General features: G+C 69.9%; 18 protein-coding genes. 11 read left to right on the forward strand and 7 right to left on the reverse strand.

The window, feature by feature from the left end:
• Positions 1-10: 10 nt before the first annotated feature.
• Genes DN771_RS04925 through DN771_RS04940 form a run of 4 tightly spaced genes read left to right on the forward strand, consistent with a single transcriptional unit; the run spans position 11 to position 3,394 of the window.
• Entirely contained in the window at positions 11-886 is an 876-nt protein-coding gene (locus DN771_RS04925) for a branched-chain amino acid ABC transporter permease (RefSeq protein WP_116996237.1), read from the forward strand.
• Positions 883-1,893: a branched-chain amino acid ABC transporter permease gene (locus DN771_RS04930; RefSeq protein WP_162941544.1), complete on the forward strand. Its 1,011-nt coding sequence runs from the start codon at positions 883-885 to the stop codon at positions 1,891-1,893. The genes DN771_RS04925 and DN771_RS04930 overlap by 4 nt, the downstream gene beginning before the upstream one ends.
• Complete coding sequence (locus DN771_RS04935) at positions 1,893-2,648, forward strand: ABC transporter ATP-binding protein (protein WP_116996239.1); 756 nt, start codon at positions 1,893-1,895, stop codon at positions 2,646-2,648. Before DN771_RS04930 ends, DN771_RS04935 begins: the two co-directional genes overlap by 1 nt.
• Positions 2,645-3,394: an ABC transporter ATP-binding protein gene (locus tag DN771_RS04940; RefSeq protein ID WP_193615352.1), complete on the forward strand. Its 750-nt coding sequence runs from the start codon at positions 2,645-2,647 to the stop codon at positions 3,392-3,394. Before DN771_RS04935 ends, DN771_RS04940 begins: the two co-directional genes overlap by 4 nt.
• A 25-nt stretch (positions 3,395-3,419) precedes the next feature.
• Here DN771_RS04940 and rsfS read toward each other — a convergent pair whose 3' ends face one another.
• Genes rsfS through nadD form a run of 3 tightly spaced genes read right to left on the reverse strand, consistent with a single transcriptional unit; the run spans position 3,420 to position 5,730 of the window.
• Positions 3,420-3,815 (reverse strand): ribosome silencing factor, encoded by a 396-nt coding sequence (gene rsfS, locus DN771_RS04945; protein WP_116996240.1) that lies wholly within the window; start codon positions 3,813-3,815, stop codon positions 3,420-3,422.
• Positions 3,812-5,083 (reverse strand): hypothetical protein, encoded by a 1,272-nt coding sequence (locus tag DN771_RS04950; protein ID WP_116996241.1) that lies wholly within the window; start codon positions 5,081-5,083, stop codon positions 3,812-3,814. Before DN771_RS04950 ends, rsfS begins: the two co-directional genes overlap by 4 nt.
• Positions 5,080-5,730, reverse strand: coding sequence for a nicotinate-nucleotide adenylyltransferase (gene nadD / locus DN771_RS04955; protein WP_162941545.1), 651 nt, complete (start codon positions 5,728-5,730; stop codon positions 5,080-5,082). The genes DN771_RS04950 and nadD overlap by 4 nt, the downstream gene beginning before the upstream one ends.
• Before the next feature lie 302 nt (positions 5,731-6,032).
• On the opposite strand from nadD, the gene DN771_RS04960 reads away from it, so the two are divergent.
• From DN771_RS04960 to DN771_RS04975, 4 genes are all read left to right on the forward strand, one after another.
• On the forward strand, positions 6,033-6,860 hold the full coding sequence (locus DN771_RS04960; protein WP_116996243.1) for a sigma-70 family RNA polymerase sigma factor: 828 nt from the start codon (positions 6,033-6,035) through the stop codon (positions 6,858-6,860).
• A 189-nt stretch (positions 6,861-7,049) separates the two neighbouring features.
• Positions 7,050-8,402 carry a class II 3-deoxy-7-phosphoheptulonate synthase gene (locus DN771_RS04965; protein WP_116996244.1) on the forward strand — a complete coding sequence of 451 codons (1,353 nt, stop codon included), beginning with the start codon at positions 7,050-7,052 and terminating at the stop codon, positions 8,400-8,402.
• A gap of 44 nt (positions 8,403-8,446) precedes the next feature.
• The gene (locus tag DN771_RS04970) at positions 8,447-9,256 is read left to right on the forward strand and encodes a serine hydrolase domain-containing protein (protein WP_116996245.1); all 810 of its coding nucleotides are present in this window, start codon (positions 8,447-8,449) and stop codon (positions 9,254-9,256) included.
• Complete coding sequence (locus DN771_RS04975; RefSeq protein WP_116996246.1) at positions 9,253-9,735, forward strand: hypothetical protein; 483 nt, start codon at positions 9,253-9,255, stop codon at positions 9,733-9,735. Before DN771_RS04970 ends, DN771_RS04975 begins: the two co-directional genes overlap by 4 nt.
• Before the next feature lie 262 nt (positions 9,736-9,997).
• Here the strand turns inward: DN771_RS04975 and DN771_RS04980 are convergent, their stop codons facing one another.
• Positions 9,998-11,200, reverse strand: a complete 1,203-nt coding sequence (locus DN771_RS04980) for an acetyl-CoA C-acetyltransferase (RefSeq protein WP_116996247.1) — start codon at positions 11,198-11,200, stop codon at positions 9,998-10,000.
• A 99-nt stretch (positions 11,201-11,299) separates the two neighbouring features.
• Here DN771_RS04980 and DN771_RS04985 point away from each other — a divergent pair, with 99 nt between their 5' ends.
• Complete coding sequence (locus DN771_RS04985; RefSeq protein WP_162941546.1) at positions 11,300-12,394, forward strand: adenylate/guanylate cyclase domain-containing protein; 1,095 nt, start codon at positions 11,300-11,302, stop codon at positions 12,392-12,394.
• Here DN771_RS04985 and DN771_RS04990 read toward each other — a convergent pair.
• The 3 genes from DN771_RS04990 to DN771_RS05000 all read right to left on the reverse strand — a co-directional run bounded on the left by DN771_RS04990 (position 12,369) and on the right by DN771_RS05000 (position 15,670).
• Positions 12,369-12,971, reverse strand: coding sequence for a thymidine kinase (locus DN771_RS04990; protein WP_116996249.1), 603 nt, complete (start codon positions 12,969-12,971; stop codon positions 12,369-12,371). The two genes, DN771_RS04985 and DN771_RS04990, sit on opposite strands and share 26 nt — an antisense overlap.
• A 141-nt stretch (positions 12,972-13,112) precedes the next feature.
• On the reverse strand, positions 13,113-14,627 hold the full coding sequence (locus DN771_RS04995) for an ATP-dependent DNA ligase (RefSeq protein ID WP_116996250.1): 1,515 nt from the start codon (positions 14,625-14,627) through the stop codon (positions 13,113-13,115).
• Positions 14,628-14,638: 11 nt separating this feature from the next.
• Entirely contained in the window at positions 14,639-15,670 is a 1,032-nt protein-coding gene (locus tag DN771_RS05000) for a hypothetical protein (RefSeq protein WP_116996251.1), read from the reverse strand.
• A gap of 172 nt (positions 15,671-15,842) precedes the next feature.
• Between DN771_RS05000 and DN771_RS05005 the strand changes: the two genes are divergently transcribed.
• Both DN771_RS05005 and DN771_RS05010 read left to right on the forward strand, forming a co-directional pair.
• Complete coding sequence (locus tag DN771_RS05005) at positions 15,843-17,753, forward strand: 2-oxoacid:acceptor oxidoreductase subunit alpha (protein ID WP_227462276.1); 1,911 nt, start codon at positions 15,843-15,845, stop codon at positions 17,751-17,753.
• A 142-nt stretch (positions 17,754-17,895) separates the two neighbouring features.
• Positions 17,896-18,915 carry a 2-oxoacid:ferredoxin oxidoreductase subunit beta gene (locus DN771_RS05010; RefSeq protein ID WP_116996253.1) on the forward strand — a complete coding sequence of 340 codons (1,020 nt, stop codon included), beginning with the start codon at positions 17,896-17,898 and terminating at the stop codon, positions 18,913-18,915.
• Positions 18,916-19,034 lie beyond the last annotated feature (119 nt).

Below are 19,034 nucleotides of genomic sequence, written 5' to 3' on the forward strand. Positions count from 1 at the left end.
CGACCCGACGATGCCCGATCTCTCCGAGTTCGCCCTCCAGCTCCTCACCGGGCTGCAGATCGGCGCGGTGTTCGTGCTCGTCGCCCTCGGGCTGACGCTCATCTTCGGGACGCTCGGGATCGCCAACTTCGCCCACGGTGCGCTGTACCTGATCGCCGCCTACGCGGGCCTCGAGGTCGCCGAGCACCTCGGGTGGGGGTGGGTCTTCGTCACCGTTCCGCTCGGCCTGTTCGTGGTCGGCGTCGTCCTCGAGCGAGGGCTGATCCGCTTCTTCTACGCCCGGCCCGTCGCCGATCAGATCCTCGTCACCTTCGGCCTTGCCCTCGTGGTGCAGGAGCTCGCCCGGGTGATCTTCGGTGGCACCACCAAGACGTTCCCGGCGCCGCGCTGGGCGATCGTCCCGATCGACATCGGCATCGGCTACTACCCGCCGTGGCGGCTGCTGACGATCGGTGTCACGATCGTGACGGTCATCGCCATCTACGTGCTGTTGCGCTTCACCCGCTTCGGCCTGGTCGTGCGGGCGGGGATGCGCGACGCCGAGATGGTCCGCCTGCTCGGCATCGACATCACCAGCCGCTTCACCCTGGTCTTCGGGTTCGGCGCCCTCCTCGCAGCGATCGGTGGCCTGATGGGCGGCGTGTCGTACTCGGTGAACCCGGAGTCGGGCATGGCGATGCTCGTGCCGTCGTTCCTCGTCGTCGTCATCGGCGGCATGGGCAGCCTTCCCGGCGCGGTGATCGCCGGCCTCCTGATGGGCGTCGCGCAGGCACTGTCGGTGCTGTGGTGGCCCTCGGTGTCGCAGGTGATGGTGTACTTCGTCGCCGTCGCCGTCCTGTCATGGCGACCGCGTGGGCTGTTCGGGCTCCGGGGAGCGCACGAATGACGGCACGCCGCGTCACGGACGGCCGGCGCGAGGCGATCTTCGTCGCCGTCGCTGGGCTCGTGCTGTTCCTCTCGCCGTGGGTGATGTCGGGCATCGGGGGCTACCGGGCCCTGGCAACCCGCATGGTCATCTGGGCGATCTTCGCCCTCGGCTTCGACATCCTGCTCGGGCTCACCGGCCTGCTCTCGTTCGGGCACGCGGCGATGTGGGGCATCGGCGCGTACCTCGCTGGCTACTCGCTCCTCCACTTCACCGACAGTGCCGTCGTGGCCATCTTGGTCGGCGTACCCGTCGTCGCCCTCGTGTCGATGCTGCTGGGACTGATCACGCTGCGCCGCCACGGGATCTACTTCGCCATCCTCACGCTCGCCTTCGCCGAGATGTTCTACTTCCTCGCCCTCACACCGCTGCAGAGGTGGACCGGTGGGGACAACGGGCTGACCGGGATCCCGCAGCCGAACTTCTTCGGCTGGGTGCCGCGGGGCTACGGCCTCCACGCCATCATCTCCGGCATCGCCCTGGCCGCCCTCTACGGCGCCCGTCGTATCAGCCGCTCGCCCCACGGGCTGATGCTGCGCTCGATCAAGGCCAACGAGACCAGGCTCGCGTTCACCGGCGTCGACGTCTTCCGATACAAGCTGCTGGCATTCGTGGTCAGCGGCGCGTACGCCGGGCTGGCCGGCGCGCTGTACGCGATCTACGAGACGTACGTGCCGACCGACAGCCTGCACTGGACGACATCGGGCGAGGTCGTGATCATGTCGGCGATCGGTGGCGTCGGCACGCTGATCGGGCCGATGCTCGGCGCCGGCATCGTGCTCTACCTCGAGAACGTCCTGTCGGCCGAGACCGAGCACTGGAACCTGATCCTCGGCCTGATGTTCATGGCGTTCGTCATCTTCCTGCGTGGCGGCGTGGTCGGGGCGATCCAGCGCCTCACACGCGTCCGCCGTTCCCGCGCCGACCGCGAGACCCGCGTGGACCACCGCGTGGCCGTGGAGGACTGATGGAGCTGCTCGAGGTCCGCGGCCTCTGTAAGCGGTTCGGTGGGTTGCAGGCGACGTACGAGGTCGACCTGACCGTGCGCGAGGGGACCGCCCACAGCATCATCGGCCCCAACGGGGCCGGCAAGAGCACACTGCTCAACCTGCTGATCGGCCTGATCCGCCCCGACAGCGGCACGGTGATGCTCGCCGGCACGTCACTGCTCGGCCGGCGCCCTCACGAGATCAACCAGCTCGGTGTCGCCCGGGTGTTCCAGACACCATCGGTGTTCCCCGACATGTCGCTGCTCGACAATGTCACGATCGCCGCCCTCGCCGCACGAGACGGCGACTTCCGCTTCAACCTGTTCCAACATCCCTCCCGCCGGCGCGACGCTGTCGCCGCCGCCGAGGACGCCCTGCTCGAGGTGGGGCTCGATGCCGTGGCCGATGTGTCGGCCGACGATCTGTCGCACGGGGACAAGCGGCGCCTCGAGTTGGCGATCTGCCTGGCGCACCGGCCGCGGCTGTTGCTGCTCGACGAACCGACCCAGGGCATGTCGCAGCTGGAAACGCAGAGCACGGTCGAGCTGCTGCGCCGCCTTGTCGCCAAGGGGATGACGAAGGTGATCATCGAGCACGACATGAAGGTGGTCTTCGGCCTGTCCGACGAGATCACGGTGCTGCACCAGGGTTGCGTCATCGCGACCGGCGAACCCGATGCCGTCCGCCACGACGAGGCGGTCCTCGAGGCCTATCTCGGTGGGGTCGAATTGTGACCGCCTTGCAGCCCGGCAGCCGGGACGTCGAGCACGGGTCGCACGAGCACTTCGAATGCCGCGATCTCCACGCCTACTACGGCGACAGCCACATCCTTCGTGGCGTGTCGTTGTCCGTCCGGCACGGTGAGACGCTGGCGCTGCTCGGTCGCAACGGCGCGGGCAAGACGACGACGCTGCGAACGATCGCCCGCGCCGAGCCTCCGATCATGAGGCGTGGCGAGATCTGGCTGCGCGGCACCCCCATCCACACGCTGCCCACGCACCGCGCGGCACGCGAGGGCATCGCGCTGGTCCCCGAAGACCGCCGGATCGTCGCCGGCCTCACGGTCGAGGAGAACCTTAGGCTCGCCCAGGTCGCGCCCGGTCGGGGCTGGTCGCTGGATCGCATCTACGAGCGGTTCCCGCGGCTCGCCGAGCGCCGGCGACAGGACGGCACGACGCTCTCGGGCGGCGAGCAGCAGATGCTGGCGATCGCCCGGGCCCTCGGCCGCGACCTGTCGTTGCTCCTGCTCGATGAGCCCTACGAGGGCCTCGCGCCGCACATCGTGCAGGAGATCGAGACGATCATGGCCGCGCTCAAGCACGACGGACTGACGGTGCTGCTCGTCGAGCAGAACGCGGTCGCCGCGCTCCGGATCGCCGACCGGGTGGCCATTCTCGACGACGGCCGGGTGGTCTTCGACGGCGCACCGAGCGACGTGCTCGGCGATGACGGGCTCCGGCGAGCCCTGCTCGCCGTCTGATGCTCCGTCGCGCGCTGGATCGGGCTCAGGACGAGGCGTCGTCCGACCAGTCGACCTTGCCGACGTCGCGGTACAGGCGCTCGATCTCGTAGAAGCGGCGCACCTCGTCGAGGAAGACGTGGACCACGACGTCGCCGTAGTCCATCAGTACCCACTGCTGCTCGTTGAGCCCCTCGACGCGGATCGGCGAGCGCCCGGTCGCGGAGCGGACGGACTCCTCGACCGCGTCGACGATCGTGCGGACGAGGCGACGGTTGGGGGCGTCGACGACGACGAAGTACTCCGTGATCGCGAGGACGTCGCCGACGTCGAGCACGACGATGTTGCGTCCCTGCTTCTCGTCGGCGCTCCGGGCGGCGACGATCGCGGCCTCGAGAGCTCCGGCGTCGGTGGTCGTGGTGGTGTCGTCGTCGTCGCTCACAACGTCTCCTCTGTTGCAGGGGCCGTGGGGGCGGTCGACGTCGCCGAGGCTGCGCCGGATGGCCGGGTCGTGGATTCCACGATGGGCAGATAGGCCGTTCCGAGCGTGATGATCAGGTTGACGCCGGCCACGCGCCGTTCGGCCACGCGCACGTCGACGTCACCGAACACGTCGGCGAGCCGCTCGGCCGATGTGACCATGCTCTCGTCGGCGACCTCGATGACGGTCTGCTCGCCGGCTTCGTCGGCGGTGGTGTCGACCGACAGGACGTTGGCGTCGACGCCGAGCAGCGCCCCGGTGGCGGCGTAGGCGACGTCGTACCGGGTCAGCCCGTCGAGCTGGTCGTCGGCGAAGGGGCTGCGCACCAGCGCCGTGTACCCGGTGTTCGGCGCGGCCACCCGGCTGGGCGCGATGTGACCGAAGATCGTCACGACCTCGGCCCGGTCGAGCGCGACGGCGTCGACGCCCGACGGATTGACGGCGAGGTCGCTCAGGGCGCGTGAGCCGACTGCCGACACGCCGACGGGTCCCGACAGGAGTTCGGAGAACGCCGTCACCGTCGGTGTCGGCGTCCCGTCGGGCAGCGCCCACGGTTCGGGCAGCCCCGGCCCGACTGCGGCGGCGATCGCCCGCCAGACCGCGAGGTCGGCACGAGCGGTCGACGTGCCGGGCACGACGTCGCTGCTCGCGCCGAGCACGGCGGCTGCCGTCGGCGGGTCGAGCGTCTGCGCGCCGGCGGCGGCGAGCTCGGAGCCATCGCGGCCGACGACGCCTTCGGGCAGGTCGACGGCGAGCGGACCGAGCGATCCGAGCACCGCGCCCAGCTCCTCGACCGTGACCACGAGCGGGGCGTCGATCGCCAACCCGAGCAACGCGGACACGTCGTCGGCGAGGGCGTCGGTGCCGTAGGTCGTGGCGAGCTGGGCGAGCGGGATCCGCTCGTCGCCGAACCCGCCTGACACGTCGGCGCTCACCGGGAGCACCACGACGCTGCCGCCGCGCGCGGCGCCGGACTCGTCGGGCGGCCGTACGGCGAAGACGGCCACCGAACCGAGATTGCCCAAGCCGTCGACTACGGCGACCATGCCGGTCGGCGTGTCGGGGAAGCGGTCGACCGGGGCGCTGTTGCCTTGCGCCTCACCGTCTTTCGTGTTGTAGATCGCCACACCGCCCACCACGCCGAGCACCAGCGCGAGGGCCAGCCCAGCGATGGCGAGTCCGAGGGCCCGGGTGGTCGACACCCGGCGCTTGTGGCGTGACACCGTCATCGGCGGAGTTCCGGCGCGCCGTTGGCGGTCACGACCGCGGGGTCGTCGGCGTAGTAGCGATTGGCTCGGATGAGATCGAGCACGGGGTCGGTGACCAGGTAGTCCAGCGGACGTCCGTCGGTGAACCGCGCCCGCAGATCGGTACTCGACACCTCGAGGCGCGGCGACTCGACATGGATCCAGTCGACGCCCTCGGGCAGTTCCACCGGCACGCCCGGCCGGTCGACCACGACCATCGTCGAGGCCGCCACGACCTCCTCGTAGCGCTCCCACGTCATCAGCCCGGCCGCGGCGTCGTCGCCCACGATGGTGAAGAACGTGGCGTCGGGCTCTGTGGCTCGCAGCGCGGCGAGCGTGTCGGCCGTGTAGCTGTGTCCGCCGTGGTCGATCTCGAGTCGGCCCGCCTCCAACCCCGGGACGTCGGCGACGGCGGCCTCCACCATCGCCAACCGGTGCAGCGCGGGGGTGATCGGGCGCTCCCCCTCCTTCTGCCACGGCACGTTGTTGACCATCAAGATCACGACATCGAGGCGCAGGGCGTGACGGACGTTCACCGCGGTCACGAGGTGACCGACGTGCGGTGGATCGAAGGTCCCGCCGAACAGCCCGACGCGGCGACCATCGGGCGAAGACCCTGGGAGCGGCACAAGCGCGCAGTCTACGGGCTGGTCCCCTGCGGACCAGGACAACGGCGGCAGGGAGGGATTCCGGGTGGACATCGTCCGGCCATCGCGAGTTCAGCCCAGCTTGACACGTCTGCTACTCTGAAATCTCCCCGAAACGCGCCCGCGACAAGCTCCTGACCAGGATCTTCGCGGGGCTCATCCCCCAACTTGACCCCCTCAGACCCCTCGCTCCCACCTCACGTTGTGCGCCCGTCCGGGCATGTGTCGACTGCCACAGGCAGGGTGGGAATGACCGAAGTATACGAACGGTTGACCAAAACATCATGAACGACTCCATCGGTTTGTACCTCAACGACATCGGCAAGGTTCCCCTGCTGACCGCCGAAGACGAGCGCGAGCTGTCGCGCGTCATCGAAGCGGGTCGCGAGGCGGCCGAGAAGCTCGCCAACGGCAGCCGCAGCGCTGCCCTCAAGGCCGCTGTCGCGGCGGCCGCCGACGCCAAGGACCGGTTCATCCGTTCCAACCTGCGACTCGTGGTGAGCATCGCCCGCCGCTACCCCCTGCCTCAGGGCATGGACCTCCTCGACCTCATCCAGGAGGGCAACCTCGGCCTCGAGCACGCGGTCGACAAGTTCGACTGGCGCCGTGGGTTCAAGTTCTCCACGTACGCCACCTTCTGGATCCGCCAGGCCATCGGTCGTGCCCTCGACCAGAAGGCCAGCCTCATCCGCATCCCCGGCGACCGTTCGGCCAGCCTGCGTGCCGCCCTGCGGCAGGCGTCGGGCGACGGTGAGACGCTCGACCAGCAGAACGCCGAGCTGCACCGCCTCACCACGCCGGTCTCGCTCGACAAGACCGTCGGCGACGACGGTGACGCCACCCTCGGTGACCTCATGGCCAACGGCGAAGGCACGCCCGAGGATCACGTGATGTCGATGGTCGACAACGACCTGCTCGACGAGCTGCTCGGCACGCTCGACGGACGGGCCCGCTACGCCGTCGAGGCCCGCTTCGGCCTCATCGACGGTGAGCGCAAGAGCTTCCGCGAGGTCGGCGAGAGCCTCGGCGTCACCGCCGAAGCCGCCCGCCGACTGGTCAGCCGGGCCGTCGCCGGTCTGCGCGACGACGCCGAGCGCATCCTCGCCGTCTGACGACGCCGAGCGCCGAACCACTCTGAACGGAGGGTGTCGGCGGACCGAGAGGTCCGCCGACACCCTTCGTCGCGTCTGGGAACGGATGGCGGTGACGTCGCTCACGACCGGACCTGTCGGCCCGACGTCACGCTCGAGGCGAATCCCAAGGGGCGGGCGGGCGCTCCTGCTCCGTAGACTCTCGGGGTGATGAACACGGTTTGGACGCCTTCGTCGTGGAAGGAGCATCCGGCGGCTCAGCAGCCGGACTGGCCCGATCACGACCGACTCGACAGCGCACTCAAGACGCTGTCGGCGTATCCACCGTTGGTGTTCGCCGGCGAGGCCCGCTCGCTCCAGGCCCAGCTCGGTCAGGTGGCCGCCGGCAACGCCTTCCTCCTCCAGGCTGGGGACTGCGCCGAGAGCTTCGAGGAGTTCTCCGCCGACAGCATCCGTGAGAAGCTGCGCGTCATCCTCCAGATGGCCGTCGTCATGACGTACTCGATGGGCGTCCCGGTCGTGAAGGTCGGCCGTATCGCCGGCCAGTTCGCCAAGCCGCGGTCCAGCCCCACCGAGCGGGTCGGCGATCTCGAACTGCCGTCGTTCCGTGGCCACATCGTCAACGACCAGGGCCCGTTCGCCGAGGCGCGCGTCCCCGATCCCAACCGGCTGGTGCAGGCCTACCACCAGTCGTCGTCCACGCTGAACCTGCTGCGCGCGTTCACCAAGGGTGGTTTCGCCGATCTCTCGCGGGTCCACGCGTGGAACCAGGAGTTCGTCGCCGGCAGTCCCGAGGGGCGCCGCTACGACCAGTTGGCGTCGGAGATCGACCGGGCGATGCGCTTCATGCGAGCCTGCAGCGTCGACACCGAGTCCAACCCCAACCTGCGCGAGGTCGACGTCTACACCAGCCACGAGGCGCTCATCCTCGGCTACGAGGAGGCGCTCACCCGTCAGGACACGCTGACCAACCAGTGGTACGACTGCTCGGCCCACATGCTCTGGATCGGCGACCGCACGCACCAGATCGACGGCGCCCACGTCGAGTTCCTGCGCGGCGTCGGCAACCCGATCGGCTGCAAGATCGGTCCGACCACCCCCGTCGCCGAAGTACTCGAGCTGTGCGAGCGACTCAACCCGTCGCGTGTGCCCGGCCGTCTCACGCTCGTCAGCCGCATGGGTGCCGACGCCGTCACCGACAAGCTGCGCCCGATCCTGCGGGCGGTCACCGACGCCGGCCATCCGGTGGTCTGGGCGTGCGATCCGATGCACGGCAACACGTACACGGCACCCAACGGCCGCAAGACCCGGCACTTCGACGTCATCCTGCAGGAGATCGCCGGCTTCGTCGCGGCCCACCGAGCCGAGAACACGTGGCCCGGTGGCATCCATGTCGAGCTCACCGGAGCCAACGTCACCGAGTGCCTCGGTGGTGCCGATGCGCTGTCGGACACCGATCTCGACTCGCGCTACGAGACGATCTGCGACCCCCGGCTGAACGGCCGCCAGAGCCTCGACCTGGCGTTCCGCCTCGCCGAGCTCGTCACCGCGGCCACCGCCTGACCTGGCGGGCGCGATCGCCGGCCGGCGGCGATAGCAATTGGGGCGTGCTCGAAGCTGTTGCGTCCTGGGACGTGCCCAATGCCGCCGCGGCCGTCGTCGATGCTGATGGCACGGTGATCGACCGCTGGGGCGACACGGCCCGGCCGTTCCGTCTCGCCTCGATCACCAAGATGCTCACGGGCTGGGCCGCGATGGTGGCCGTCGAGGAGGGCACGGTCACGCTCGACGACCCCGTCGGGCAGCCGGGATGCACCCTGCGGCACGTGCTCGCCCACGCCGGCGGCTACCCGTTCGACGGCCCCGATCCGATCGCCGCACCGGAGCGCACCCGCATCTACTCGAACTCGGGGATCGAGGTCGCCGCCGAGCACATCGCGGTCGCGTCGTCGATGCCGTTCTCCGACTACCTGACCGCAGCCGTCATCGAGCCGCTCGGCATGGCGTCGGCCACGATGAACGGATCGCCCGCCCATGGCGCACGGGCGTCGGTCGACGACCTCGTGGCCTTCGTGGCCGAACTGCAGCGGCCGCAGCTGATCTCGACCGAGAGCGCCGTCGAGGCAGTCTCGATCCAGTACCCCTCCCTGAGCGGTATCGTTCCGGGGGTGGGGAGATTCGCTCCATGCCCATGGGGACTCGGCATCGAGATCCGTGGCGACAAGTCACCGCACTGGACCGGAACCGACAACTCGCCGGCCACGTTCGGCCACTTCGGCGGCGCCGGCACCATGCTGTGGGTCGACCCGCGCGCCGGCCGCTCGCTCATCGCCTTGACCGATCGGCGCTTCGACGACTGGCCCGAAGCGGTCGCGTCGTGGCGCAGTCTCAGTGACACGGTGCTCTCCGCCGCATGATGTTCGAGCACGGCGACCGGGTGCGTTGCACCACCACCGGTGACGACGGCCTTCCGCTGGTCCGCTACGGCTTCGTGCGGTCGATGCTGTCGGAGACGGGACCGGTCGTCGTGATGTTCGACGGCGAGATCAGCACCGAGATCGTCGAGGTGTCCACGGTCGTGTCGGTCTCGATCACGTCGATCGAGCTCCACCTCGACGGCTCCGACCTGCTCGACGATCCCGATCTCCGACGCGGATTGATGCCGCTGTGGCAAGCCGAGGCCGAGTCGGCCGGTCTCGACGTCGATTCGGTGATCGACCACGGCGCCCGGCCGGAGTCCGAGCACTGCTGGTCGCTGGCGAGCTTGACGAGCGGCGGGCAGCGGTACATCCTGCGCGCCCTGCGCGTGCCGGACAATCCCGACGTCGTGCGCGTCCGCGCCGACGTCTTCGGCGCCGCCCCGTCAGACCCCCGGTCGCAGGACGTGCCGCGGTAGCGCCCCGTCGGGGGGTGCTCGAGGGGGACTACTGCCCCCGCTCGGTGCGGCGTTCAGCGGGGCGGACGTCGCCCGCTCGGACGTTCGGCAGTAGCGCCCCGTTGGGGGGTGCTCGAGGGGGGATTCCCCCCTCGATGCGGCGATTAGCGGAGCTTGCTCCGCCGCCGCCTCTTTCAATTCTTCGTGCGAGCGAAGCGAGCTCGAATCACCTCGCCGCAGGCGAGCGAGGGAGCGCAGCGACCGACGCTCGCCGAGGACGAAACTACGACAATCGTTCAACGATCATGGCCATGCCTTGGCCGCCGCCGACGCACATCGTCTCCAGGCCGAACTGCGTGTCGGTCGCCTGGAGGCCGTGGATGAGCGTCGTCATGATGCGGGCACCGGTCATGCCGAAGGGGTGCCCGAGGGCGATCGCCCCGCCGTGCACGTTCAGCTTGTCGGCCGGGATGCCGAGATGCTTGGCCGAGGGGATGACCTGCGCGGCGAACGCCTCGTTGATCTCGACGAGGTCGATGTCGTCCATCGTCTTGCCGGCCCGGGCCAGGGCCTGGCGGCTGGCCTCGATCGGGCCGAGACCCATGATCTCGGGGTTGAGGCCGGACACGCCCGACGACACGACCCGGGCGAGCGGGGTGATGCCCAGTTCGGCGGCCTTGGTGTCGCTCATCACGAGGACCGCCGCGGCGCCGTCGTTGAGCGGGCAGGCGTTGCCGGCCGTCACCTGGCCGTCGGGGCGGAACGCCGGCTTCAGCGCGGCGAGGCCCTCGAGCGTGACGCCGGCGCGCGGCCCGTCGTCGGTGGACACGACGGTGCCGTCGGGCAGCGTGACGGGCGTGATCTCCTCGGCGAAGAAGCCGTTCTCGATGTTGGCGACCGCCCGGTCCTGGGACAGCTTCGCCCACTCGTCCATCTCCTGGCGGGAGACGTTCTCGGCCTGCACCACGTTCTCGGCGGTCTGGCCCATGGCGATGTAGATGTCGGGCAGACCCTGGGCCGGCGTCCAGGTGGGAGCGCCGCCCTGCGAGCGCTCGAGCGTGCGGGCGCCGGCGTCCTTGAAGATGTCGTTGGGGGCCGAGTCGGAGAATCCGGCGGCGTAGCGACTCACGGTCTCCACGCCGGCGGCGATGAACACATCGCCCTCCCCCGCCTTGATGGCGTGGGCCGCCATGCGGATCGTCTGGAGGCTGGACGAGCAGTAGCGATTGACGGTCACGCCCGGCACGTCGTCGAGGCCGGCGAGGATCGCCGTGACGCGGGCGATGTTGAAGCCGGCCTCACCGGCGGGCTGCCCGCATCCCATCATCAGGTCCTCGACGAGCGAAGGATCGAGCTGAGGCACCTTGGCGAGGAGCGCCGTGACGATCTGGGCCGAGAGGTCGTCGGGCCGGATGGACACGAGCGAGCCCTTGTTCGCGCGGCCGATCGGGCTGCGGGCGGTGGCGACGATCACGGCTTCAGGCATGGCTGTCTCTTTCGGCTGATGAACGGACGAACCGAATCCTACCCGTGGGTAACAAGGCGTCGGCGAGCCGGCCGCTGTCGGAATGGCACGATGGCGGCGATGAGCGACGACGGCACGTCCACCTGTCCGGCTCCGAGCGCCGATCTCGCCGAGATCCGCCGCTTCCTCATCGAGGCGGGCGTCGCCCCCGAGCGCGTGGAGGGCCTCGACACGGGGCCGTCGCTACGCGACGCGCTGCTGGAATACCGCCTGCTGGGCAACGAGCCGCGACGCACGCTGGCCGAGACGGCGGAGCGATTCGGACTCACCACCGACGAGTTGCGAGACATCTGGGTGGGCATCGGCATGCCCGCGCCGGCCGACGACGAGCTGGTGTTCTCCGCCACCGACGACGACGTGCTGCGCTCGTTCGTGGCGGCCCGCAGGTTGTTCGGCACCGAGAACCTCGTCCGCTTCACCCGGGTCTTCGGCAACGCCGTCACGAGGATCACGGAAGCCGCCTTCAGCCTGTTCACGATGTCGATCGAGGACCCGCTGGTGGAGAAGGGCGCATCGGACCTCGACATCACGCTCGCCGCGGACGACGCCGTGCGCACGATGGACGTGCTCCCCGACCTGTTCGTCGGTCTGTTGAAGCGCAATGCCCTCCACGCGATCCGCCGTCTCAACGCCGCCCACGGCAACCTGCCGACGCACGACCAGCTGCTGATCACCGTCGGGTTCGCCGATCTCGTCGGGTCGACACTGTGGACCACCCGGCAGGGCCCGGCCGAGCTGGCCCAGGCGATCGGCCGCTTCGAGGAGATCGCCCAGGCCTCGCTGTGCGGGCCCGGTCGTCTCGTCAAGATGATCGGCGACGAGGCGATGTTCGTCACCGTGAGCGCCACCGACGGCTGCCGGACGGCGTTGGCGATCGTCGACGCCGTGGCCGCTGAGGAGACGCTGCCCGATGTCCGGGTCGGGCTGGCGACGGGCCTCACCGTGGCCCTCGACGGCGACTACTACGGCGTCGAGGTCAACCGGGCCGCCCGCCTGGTGACGTCGGCCGGGCCCTCGCAGGTCGTCGTGTCGGCAGCAGTGGTCGACGCCGTCGCCGACGACCAGCTGGCGTTCACCCCGCTGGGTCCGGCGACGTTCGAGGGGCTGGGCACCGAGCACCGCTTCGCCGTCAGTCGCCGAGCTCGCCCTGCGTGAAGTGCCGGCGGCAGAGCAGCTCGTATCGCACCGCGTCACCGAACAGCGGCGGCGTGCTGGAGTCGGCCGTGTCGCCCACCATCACCGTCTCACCCTCGTAGACCACGGCACCGTTCACCACACGGGCGTTGTGGGTGGCCCGTGAACCACACCAGCAGCGCGCCTCCACCTGCAGCGGGACCCGTTCGTCGGCCAGTTCGAGCAACCGGCGCGTCCCGTCGAACAGCTGACCGCGGAAGTCGGTGATGAGGCCGAAGGCGTACACCTCCACCTCGAGCTCGTCGACGACCCGGGCCAGCTGGTCGCACTGGGTCGGTGTGTAGAACTGCGCCTCGTCGCAGACGAGGTAGTGAATCGGCCAGTGCTCGACGGCGAGGGCGTGGATGTCGACGTCGGGCGTGACGTCGAGCGCCGGGGCGGCGACGCCGAGCCGGCTGGTGACCTGGTGCCCCTCACGGTCGAGGCACGTGAGCAGCAGGCCGTACAGGTCACGCGAGGCGAGATTGTGATGGATCTGCAGCGCGACGGTGCTCTTCCCGGAACCCATCGTGCCGAACGAGAATCGCAACGTCGCCATGGCCCGATGACGCTACCCGTGCCCTGTCACACTCCTTCGGGCGACGGCCGTTGCGGTCGTCTCATTCGAGTATGGAACGGCCCGATGCGGGGGCGTCCACACTCGGGCGACGTTCAGTACTCGGATGGGTGGACGGTGCCGTCAGAGCATCGACTGGAGGCGTTCGATCGTGTCGGCTTCGGCCGGCCGTTTGTCGGGCCGGTAGCGCTTGACGCGGGCGAAGCGCAGGGCGACGCCGCCGGGATAGCGGGTGGAGCGCTGCACCCCGTCGATGGCGATCTCCACCACCAACTCGGGCCGCACGTGGACGACGTGGCCGTCGGTGCCGCCGATCGCCATCTTCGTGAACGTGTCGGTCTGCCAGGCGAGCAGCTCGTCGGTCATGCCCTTGAAGGTCTTTCCCACCATCACGAACGACCCCGACGACGGGTCGCGCGCCCCGAGGTGGAGGTTCGACAGCCAGCCCCGCCGGCGGCCGTGACCCCATTCGACCGCCAAGACGACGAGGTCGAACGTGTACACCGGCTTGACCTTGCGCCACGATCCGCCCCGCCGCCCTGCCGCGTACGTCGACTCGATCGCCTTGACCATCACACCCTCCTGCCCACGACGAACGGCGTCGTCCATGAACGCCGCCGCCTCGTCCGCGTCGGCGGTGACGATCGAGGGCAGCCGGAACTGCTCGGGCACCGTGGTCACCAGCACGGCCCGCCTGGTCGACAGGGGCTCGTCCACCAACGGGGTGCCCTGAGCGTGCATAACGTCGAAGAAGTAGGCGCCGAGCGTGCCGCCGCGCCCGCTCACGGCGTCGGCGCCGAAGTCGCTCATCGTGTCCTGGAACCGGCGGGGTGAGCCGTCCTCGGCGAGTCCGGCCACCTCCCCGTCGAGCACGAGGTCGCCGCCCGGCAGCCCGGCGACGAGGTCGACCACGGCGGGGAGCCGATCGGTGATGTCGTTGAGGTTCCGGGTGAACAGGCGGATGGCGCCGTCACGTCGGTGGGCCTGCACGCGGGCACCGTCGAGCTTCCATTCCACCGAGGCCAACCCGGTGTTGGCGAGGGCGTCGACGACGTCGGCGGCCGGCGAGGCCAGCATCGGCTCGACCGCACGGCCGGGCTGCAGCGTGACCGCCTCGAGCGCGGTCGCTCCCCCGGCGAACGCCGCCCTGGCGGTCGCGCCGAGGTCGCCCGACAGCATGTTGGCCCGCCGGACGGCAGCCGCCGGCACGCCCGATCCCTTGGCGACGGCGTCGAGCATCACCCCTTCCAGCGCACCTTGGCGCAGCTCGCCACTGAACAAGCCCCACAGCAGTCGCTGCTCGGCGGCCGTCGCCCGATCGAACACGTCGCGGAGCAGCTGCTGGCGAGTTGCGACCGAGCCGGCACCGGCGGTACCGGCGAGGGTGTCCAGCCATCGATCGATCTCGAGGATCTCGAGCGTGGCCTCGTCAGCCGGGACGGCGCCGAGCTTGGACAACGTCGACCAGCCGACGCCGATCCGCCCCTGCCGAGGCTGGCCGGTGAGGATCCCGACCGCCACCGGGACCTCGTCGGGCGACAGCCGCCGCAGGACGTCGGCGATCGCGGTGGTCTTGGCCGAGCGCGCCGAGGCTGCGGCCACCGCCTCGGAGGCTGCAGCGAGTTCGGCGAACAGCATCAGTCCATCGGTCAGAAGACCTGACAGCTGTCGAGGAGGGCGGCCATCGAGGCCATGTTGTCGACGTTCACGCTGTTCAAGCCGCCGACGACGCACGACGCCTGCTCGGGGCTCAGCGTGATGCCCTGGTCGGCGAAGAGCTGCTGGACCACGGCGATCGACGGATCATCGAGCGGCACCCCTGTCGGGACGGGCGCAGACGTCACCCCCGGCGCCGCCGTCGGTCCGGGCACGGTGGGAACCACCGGCAACGATGGCGACGCGGCGGCCGTCGAGGGAGCCACCGGGGGCGCGGTGACCGCCGGCGCCGTGGTCGCCGGCGGGCCCGACAGGTCGTCGGTGTCGATGAGGGCCAGCATGATGCCCGAGACGATGCCCGAGATGGGTGCCTCGCAAGCCGTCAGCGCGGCCAGCGCCTCGTCGTCGGTGGCGGCCGGACCGAGCCCGGCGTCGGCCAGGCACTCGAGGCCGTCCGACGGGACGAGGAACAGCAACCCGACGAAGAAGGCATCGTCCGGCGGGATCTGATCGACGGCGGAGCCGCTCGGGGCCGGGGCCCCGTCGAGCGCCTGCTGCCCCCGGGCCCAGATGGCGGCGGCGCCGTCGACGAACGTCGCGACCGGGATCCCGCAGGACTGGAGGGCGGTGGCGGCCGCCGTGTCGTCGACGATGATCGGGCCGCCGACGGCCGACGCGAGGCACTGGAACGAGGCCTCGTCGAGCCCCATGGTGGCGAGGACGGCGGCGCGCACCTGGGGTGTGAGCACGCCGGCGTCGTCGGCCGCGCTGGGGTCCTCCTCATGCCCGGTGGGTTCCTGGCTGCCGGCTGTGTCCGCCGTCGCGACGACGGTCGTCGGGGCGGCCATCAGGGTCGTCACCGTGACGGTGGCGACGGGCGCCGTGAGCGGGGGCGCGGTGGGCCGCGGCTGCGTGGGCGGCGGTACCGACGCGGCACCGTCGCCGGACCCGGCTGCCGCGACCGCTCCGAACGCCAGAGCGGCAGCAGCGGCAACGGCGGACACGGCGAAGCGGGTGCGAAGCATCGGCTCAACGTAGCGGCCGAACGAGCCCGGAACCGGGCGGTGGGCCGACTCGCGAGCGCCCGCCGGGGCGCCCCGGCCGGCGATCCCACCATCCGAACCCGAGATTCCGCCAATGGTGCCGCTACTGTTGACGGGTGGAGGGGGGCGGCAACGACGCCGGCCCGAAAAACATATGACTGAGACTGCTGGGCGTGGGGACGCACAGGTGCTCGACCGGGTCGTGGTGCGATTCGCCGGCGATTCGGGAGACGGGATGCAGCTGACAGGAGACCGATTCACATCGGTGTCGGCGTCCTTCGGCAATGATCTGTCCACGCTGCCGGACTATCCGGCCGAGATTCGAGCACCGGCCGGAACCGTCAACGGCGTGTCCAGTTTCCAGGTGCACATCTCCGATCACGAGATCACCACCCCCGGTGACGAGCCCAACGTGCTGGTGGCGATGAACCCTGCCGCCCTGCGCGCCGACATCGGGCGGCTCGAGACGGGCGGAACGCTGATCGTCAACGAGGACGCCTTCGATCACCGCAACCTCGTCAAGGCCGGCTACGTCCGACCGGGAACCGGCGAGGGCGACGACGCCGAGTCGTACAACCCGCTCACCGACGGGAGTCTCGACACGTACCGGGTGATCAGGGTGCCGATGACGAGCCTCACGAAGGAGGCCACAGCGCCCTTGGGCGTCAAGCCTCGCGATGCCGAACGCTCGAAGAACTTCTTCGCCCTCGGGCTGGTGTCGTGGATGTACACGCGGCCGATCGAGACCACGCTCGACTGGATCGACGAGCGCTTCGGCAAGAACGAGATGGTCGCGGGGGCCAACCGGGCGGCGTTCCTCGCCGGCTTCAACTTCGGCGAGACCACCGAAGCCGTCGGCCACCGGTTCGAGGTCCGCCCGGCCGCCCTCCCGTCGGGCGAGTACACGAGCATCACCGGCAACACGGCACTCGCCTGGGGCATCATCGCCGCGGGACAGCTGGCGAAGCTACCCATCACACTGGGCTCCTACCCCATCACCCCGGCGTCCGACATCCTCCACGAGCTGTCGAAGCACAAGCACTTCGGCATTCGCACCGTGCAGGCCGAGGACGAGATCGCCGCGGTCGGCATCGCCCTCGGCTCGGCGTTCGCCGGCCACCTGGGCGTCACCACCACTAGCGGCCCTGGTGTGGCGCTGAAGAGCGAGACCATCTCGCTCGCCGTGTCGCTCGAGCTGCCGCTGCTGATCGTCGACATCCAGCGCGGTGGCCCGTCCACCGGTCTGCCCACCAAGACGGAGGCGGCCGACCTCAACCTCGCGCTGTACGGGCGGCACAGCGAGGCACCGCTTCCCGTCGTCGCCGCGTCGAGCCCGGTCGACTGCTTCGACGCCGCCATCGAGGCGGTACGCATCGCCGTGAAGTACCGCACGCCGGTGATCCTGCTGTCGGACGGTTTCATCGCCAACGGCTCGGAACCCTGGCAGCTGCCCGACATCGCCTCGCTGCCCGACATCTCGGTGCCCTTCGCCACGGAGATGAACCACGTCGACTCCAACGGCCACGACGAGTTCTGGCCGTACCTCCGGGACCCCGTCACGTTGGCCCGACCGTGGGCGATCCCCGGCACCCCGGGCCTGATGCACCGGGTCGGTGGCCTCGAGAAGGGCGACGGCCACGGCAACATCGACTACACGCCGGCCAACCATCAGCGCATGGTCGACCTGCGGGCGGCCAAGGTCGCCGGCATCGCGTCGGACTTCGATGCCACCGTCGTGCAGGGCGACGCCGACGATGCCGACCTCCTCATCGCGGGATGGGGGTCGACGTGGGCGGCCATCGATGCCGCCGTGCAACGTCGTCGCCGGGCCGGTCGCAAGCTGGCATGGGTCCATCTCCGGCACCTCAACCCGCTGCCCCGGGATCTCGGCGACCTGTTGCGCCGCTACCCGCGGGTGCTCGTGCCCGAGCTGAACAAGGGGCAACTGGTCCGGGTCCTGCGGGCGGAGTACCTGGTCGACGCCCAGTCGTTCTCCAAGGTCCAAGGGCTGCCCTTCTCGACCCGCGAGATCGAAGACGCCATCGAAAAGGAGCTGGCTTCATGACAGCGAGCGCAGCGAGCGTCCCGACGTTCGAGCGGGTAGGGCGGCGGAGCGCCAGCCGCCGAGGCTTCAGCCGAGCCGGCTTGTCGGCCGTCCGGCGCGACGGCCTGCGTGGCCGGGGAACGCACAGAGAGGAGCTGGCTCAATGACTGCGGTCGATGTCCCGTTGACGACGAAGAAGGACTGGTCGAGCGACGAGGAGGTGCGGTGGTGCCCCGGGTGCGGCGACTACGGCATCCTCCAGGCCGTCCAGCAGCTGATGCCCGAACTGGGCTCCACACCGGCCAACACGGTGTTCATCAGCGGCATCGGCTGTTCCAGCCGGTTCCCGTACTACATGAACACGTACGGCGTGCACAGCATCCACGGGCGGGCGCCGGCCATCGCCACGGGGGTCGCCGTGGCCCGGCCCGACCTCGACGTGTGGGTCATCACGGGAGATGGTGACGGGCTGTCGATCGGCGGCAATCACCTCATCCACGCCCTGCGGCGCAACGTCAATCTGACGATCCTGCTGTTCAACAACCGCATCTACGGGTTGACCAAGGGCCAGTACTCCCCGACATCCGAGCTCGGCAAGGTCACCAAGTCGACACCACTCGGTTCCGTCGACCCGCCGTTCAATCCGCTCACCGTCGCCCTCGGCGCCGAGGCGAGCTTCGTGGCCCGCACGCACGACCTCGACCGCAAGCACATGATGGAGACGTTCCGCGCCGCCCACGACCACCGCGGCGCCTCGTTCGTCGAGATCTACCAGAACTGCAACGTCTTCAACGACGGCCAGTTCAACGAGATCACCCGCAAGCAGCAGCGTGACGAGATGATGATCGACCTCGTCCACGGCGAGCCGATCCGTTTCGGCGCCGACAACCAGCGGGGCGTCACGATGGGCTCGGACGGCCAACTGCGCATCGTCGAGGTCGCCGACGTCGGCGAGGACGCGATCCTCCGCCACGACGCCTATCGCGACGACCCGAGCCTAGCCTTTGCCCTGGCCCGCCTCAGCACCGACGACCACTCCCCCACGCCGTTCGGCATCTTCCGATCCGTCGAGCGTCAGGAGTACTCGTCGGCCATCAGCAACCAGCTGGCGCAGGCGTCCGAGCGCAAGGGCCCCGGAGACCTGGCCGCGCTGCTGCGCAGCAACGGCACCTGGACCGTCTGACGGCGACGCTGACTGCGTTCCCGAGCCGTTCGCGTCGCGCCGAGCGGCGGACCAGCTGCCGGAGCGATCGTGCCCACTCAGGCGGCCGGCGAAGCGTTGAAGCGCTCCTCAGACCGCGC

The sequence above is a fragment of the Desertimonas flava genome (assembly GCF_003426815.1).
Taxonomy (GTDB): Bacteria; Actinomycetota; Acidimicrobiia; order Acidimicrobiales; family Ilumatobacteraceae; genus Desertimonas; species Desertimonas flava.

Bases quoted from the DNA above. Each gene is read 5' to 3' on its own strand.
- DN771_RS05010 (WP_116996253.1), top strand. From the start codon at position 17,896: ATGACTGCGGTCGATGTCCCGTTGACGACGAAGAAGGACTGGTCGAGC.
- DN771_RS04930 (WP_162941544.1), top strand. From the start codon at position 883: ATGACGGCACGCCGCGTCACGGACGGCCGGCGCGAGGCGATCTTCGTC.
- DN771_RS04985 (WP_162941546.1), top strand. From the start codon at position 11,300: ATGAGCGACGACGGCACGTCCACCTGTCCGGCTCCGAGCGCCGATCTC.
- DN771_RS04965 (WP_116996244.1), top strand. From the start codon at position 7,050: ATGAACACGGTTTGGACGCCTTCGTCGTGGAAGGAGCATCCGGCGGCT.
- DN771_RS05005 (WP_227462276.1), top strand. From the start codon at position 15,843: ATGACTGAGACTGCTGGGCGTGGGGACGCACAGGTGCTCGACCGGGTC.
- DN771_RS04995 (WP_116996250.1), bottom strand. From the start codon at position 14,627: ATGCTGTTCGCCGAACTCGCTGCAGCCTCCGAGGCGGTGGCCGCAGCC.
- DN771_RS04980 (WP_116996247.1), bottom strand. From the start codon at position 11,200: ATGCCTGAAGCCGTGATCGTCGCCACCGCCCGCAGCCCGATCGGCCGC.
- DN771_RS04950 (WP_116996241.1), bottom strand. From the start codon at position 5,083: ATGACGGTGTCACGCCACAAGCGCCGGGTGTCGACCACCCGGGCCCTC.
- DN771_RS04925 (WP_116996237.1), top strand. From the start codon at position 11: ATGCCCGATCTCTCCGAGTTCGCCCTCCAGCTCCTCACCGGGCTGCAG.
- DN771_RS04935 (WP_116996239.1), top strand. From the start codon at position 1,893: ATGGAGCTGCTCGAGGTCCGCGGCCTCTGTAAGCGGTTCGGTGGGTTG.
- DN771_RS04975 (WP_116996246.1), top strand. From the start codon at position 9,253: ATGATGTTCGAGCACGGCGACCGGGTGCGTTGCACCACCACCGGTGAC.
- DN771_RS04990 (WP_116996249.1), bottom strand. From the start codon at position 12,971: ATGGCGACGTTGCGATTCTCGTTCGGCACGATGGGTTCCGGGAAGAGC.
- DN771_RS05000 (WP_116996251.1), bottom strand. From the start codon at position 15,670: ATGCTTCGCACCCGCTTCGCCGTGTCCGCCGTTGCCGCTGCTGCCGCT.
- DN771_RS04960 (WP_116996243.1), top strand. From the start codon at position 6,033: ATGAACGACTCCATCGGTTTGTACCTCAACGACATCGGCAAGGTTCCC.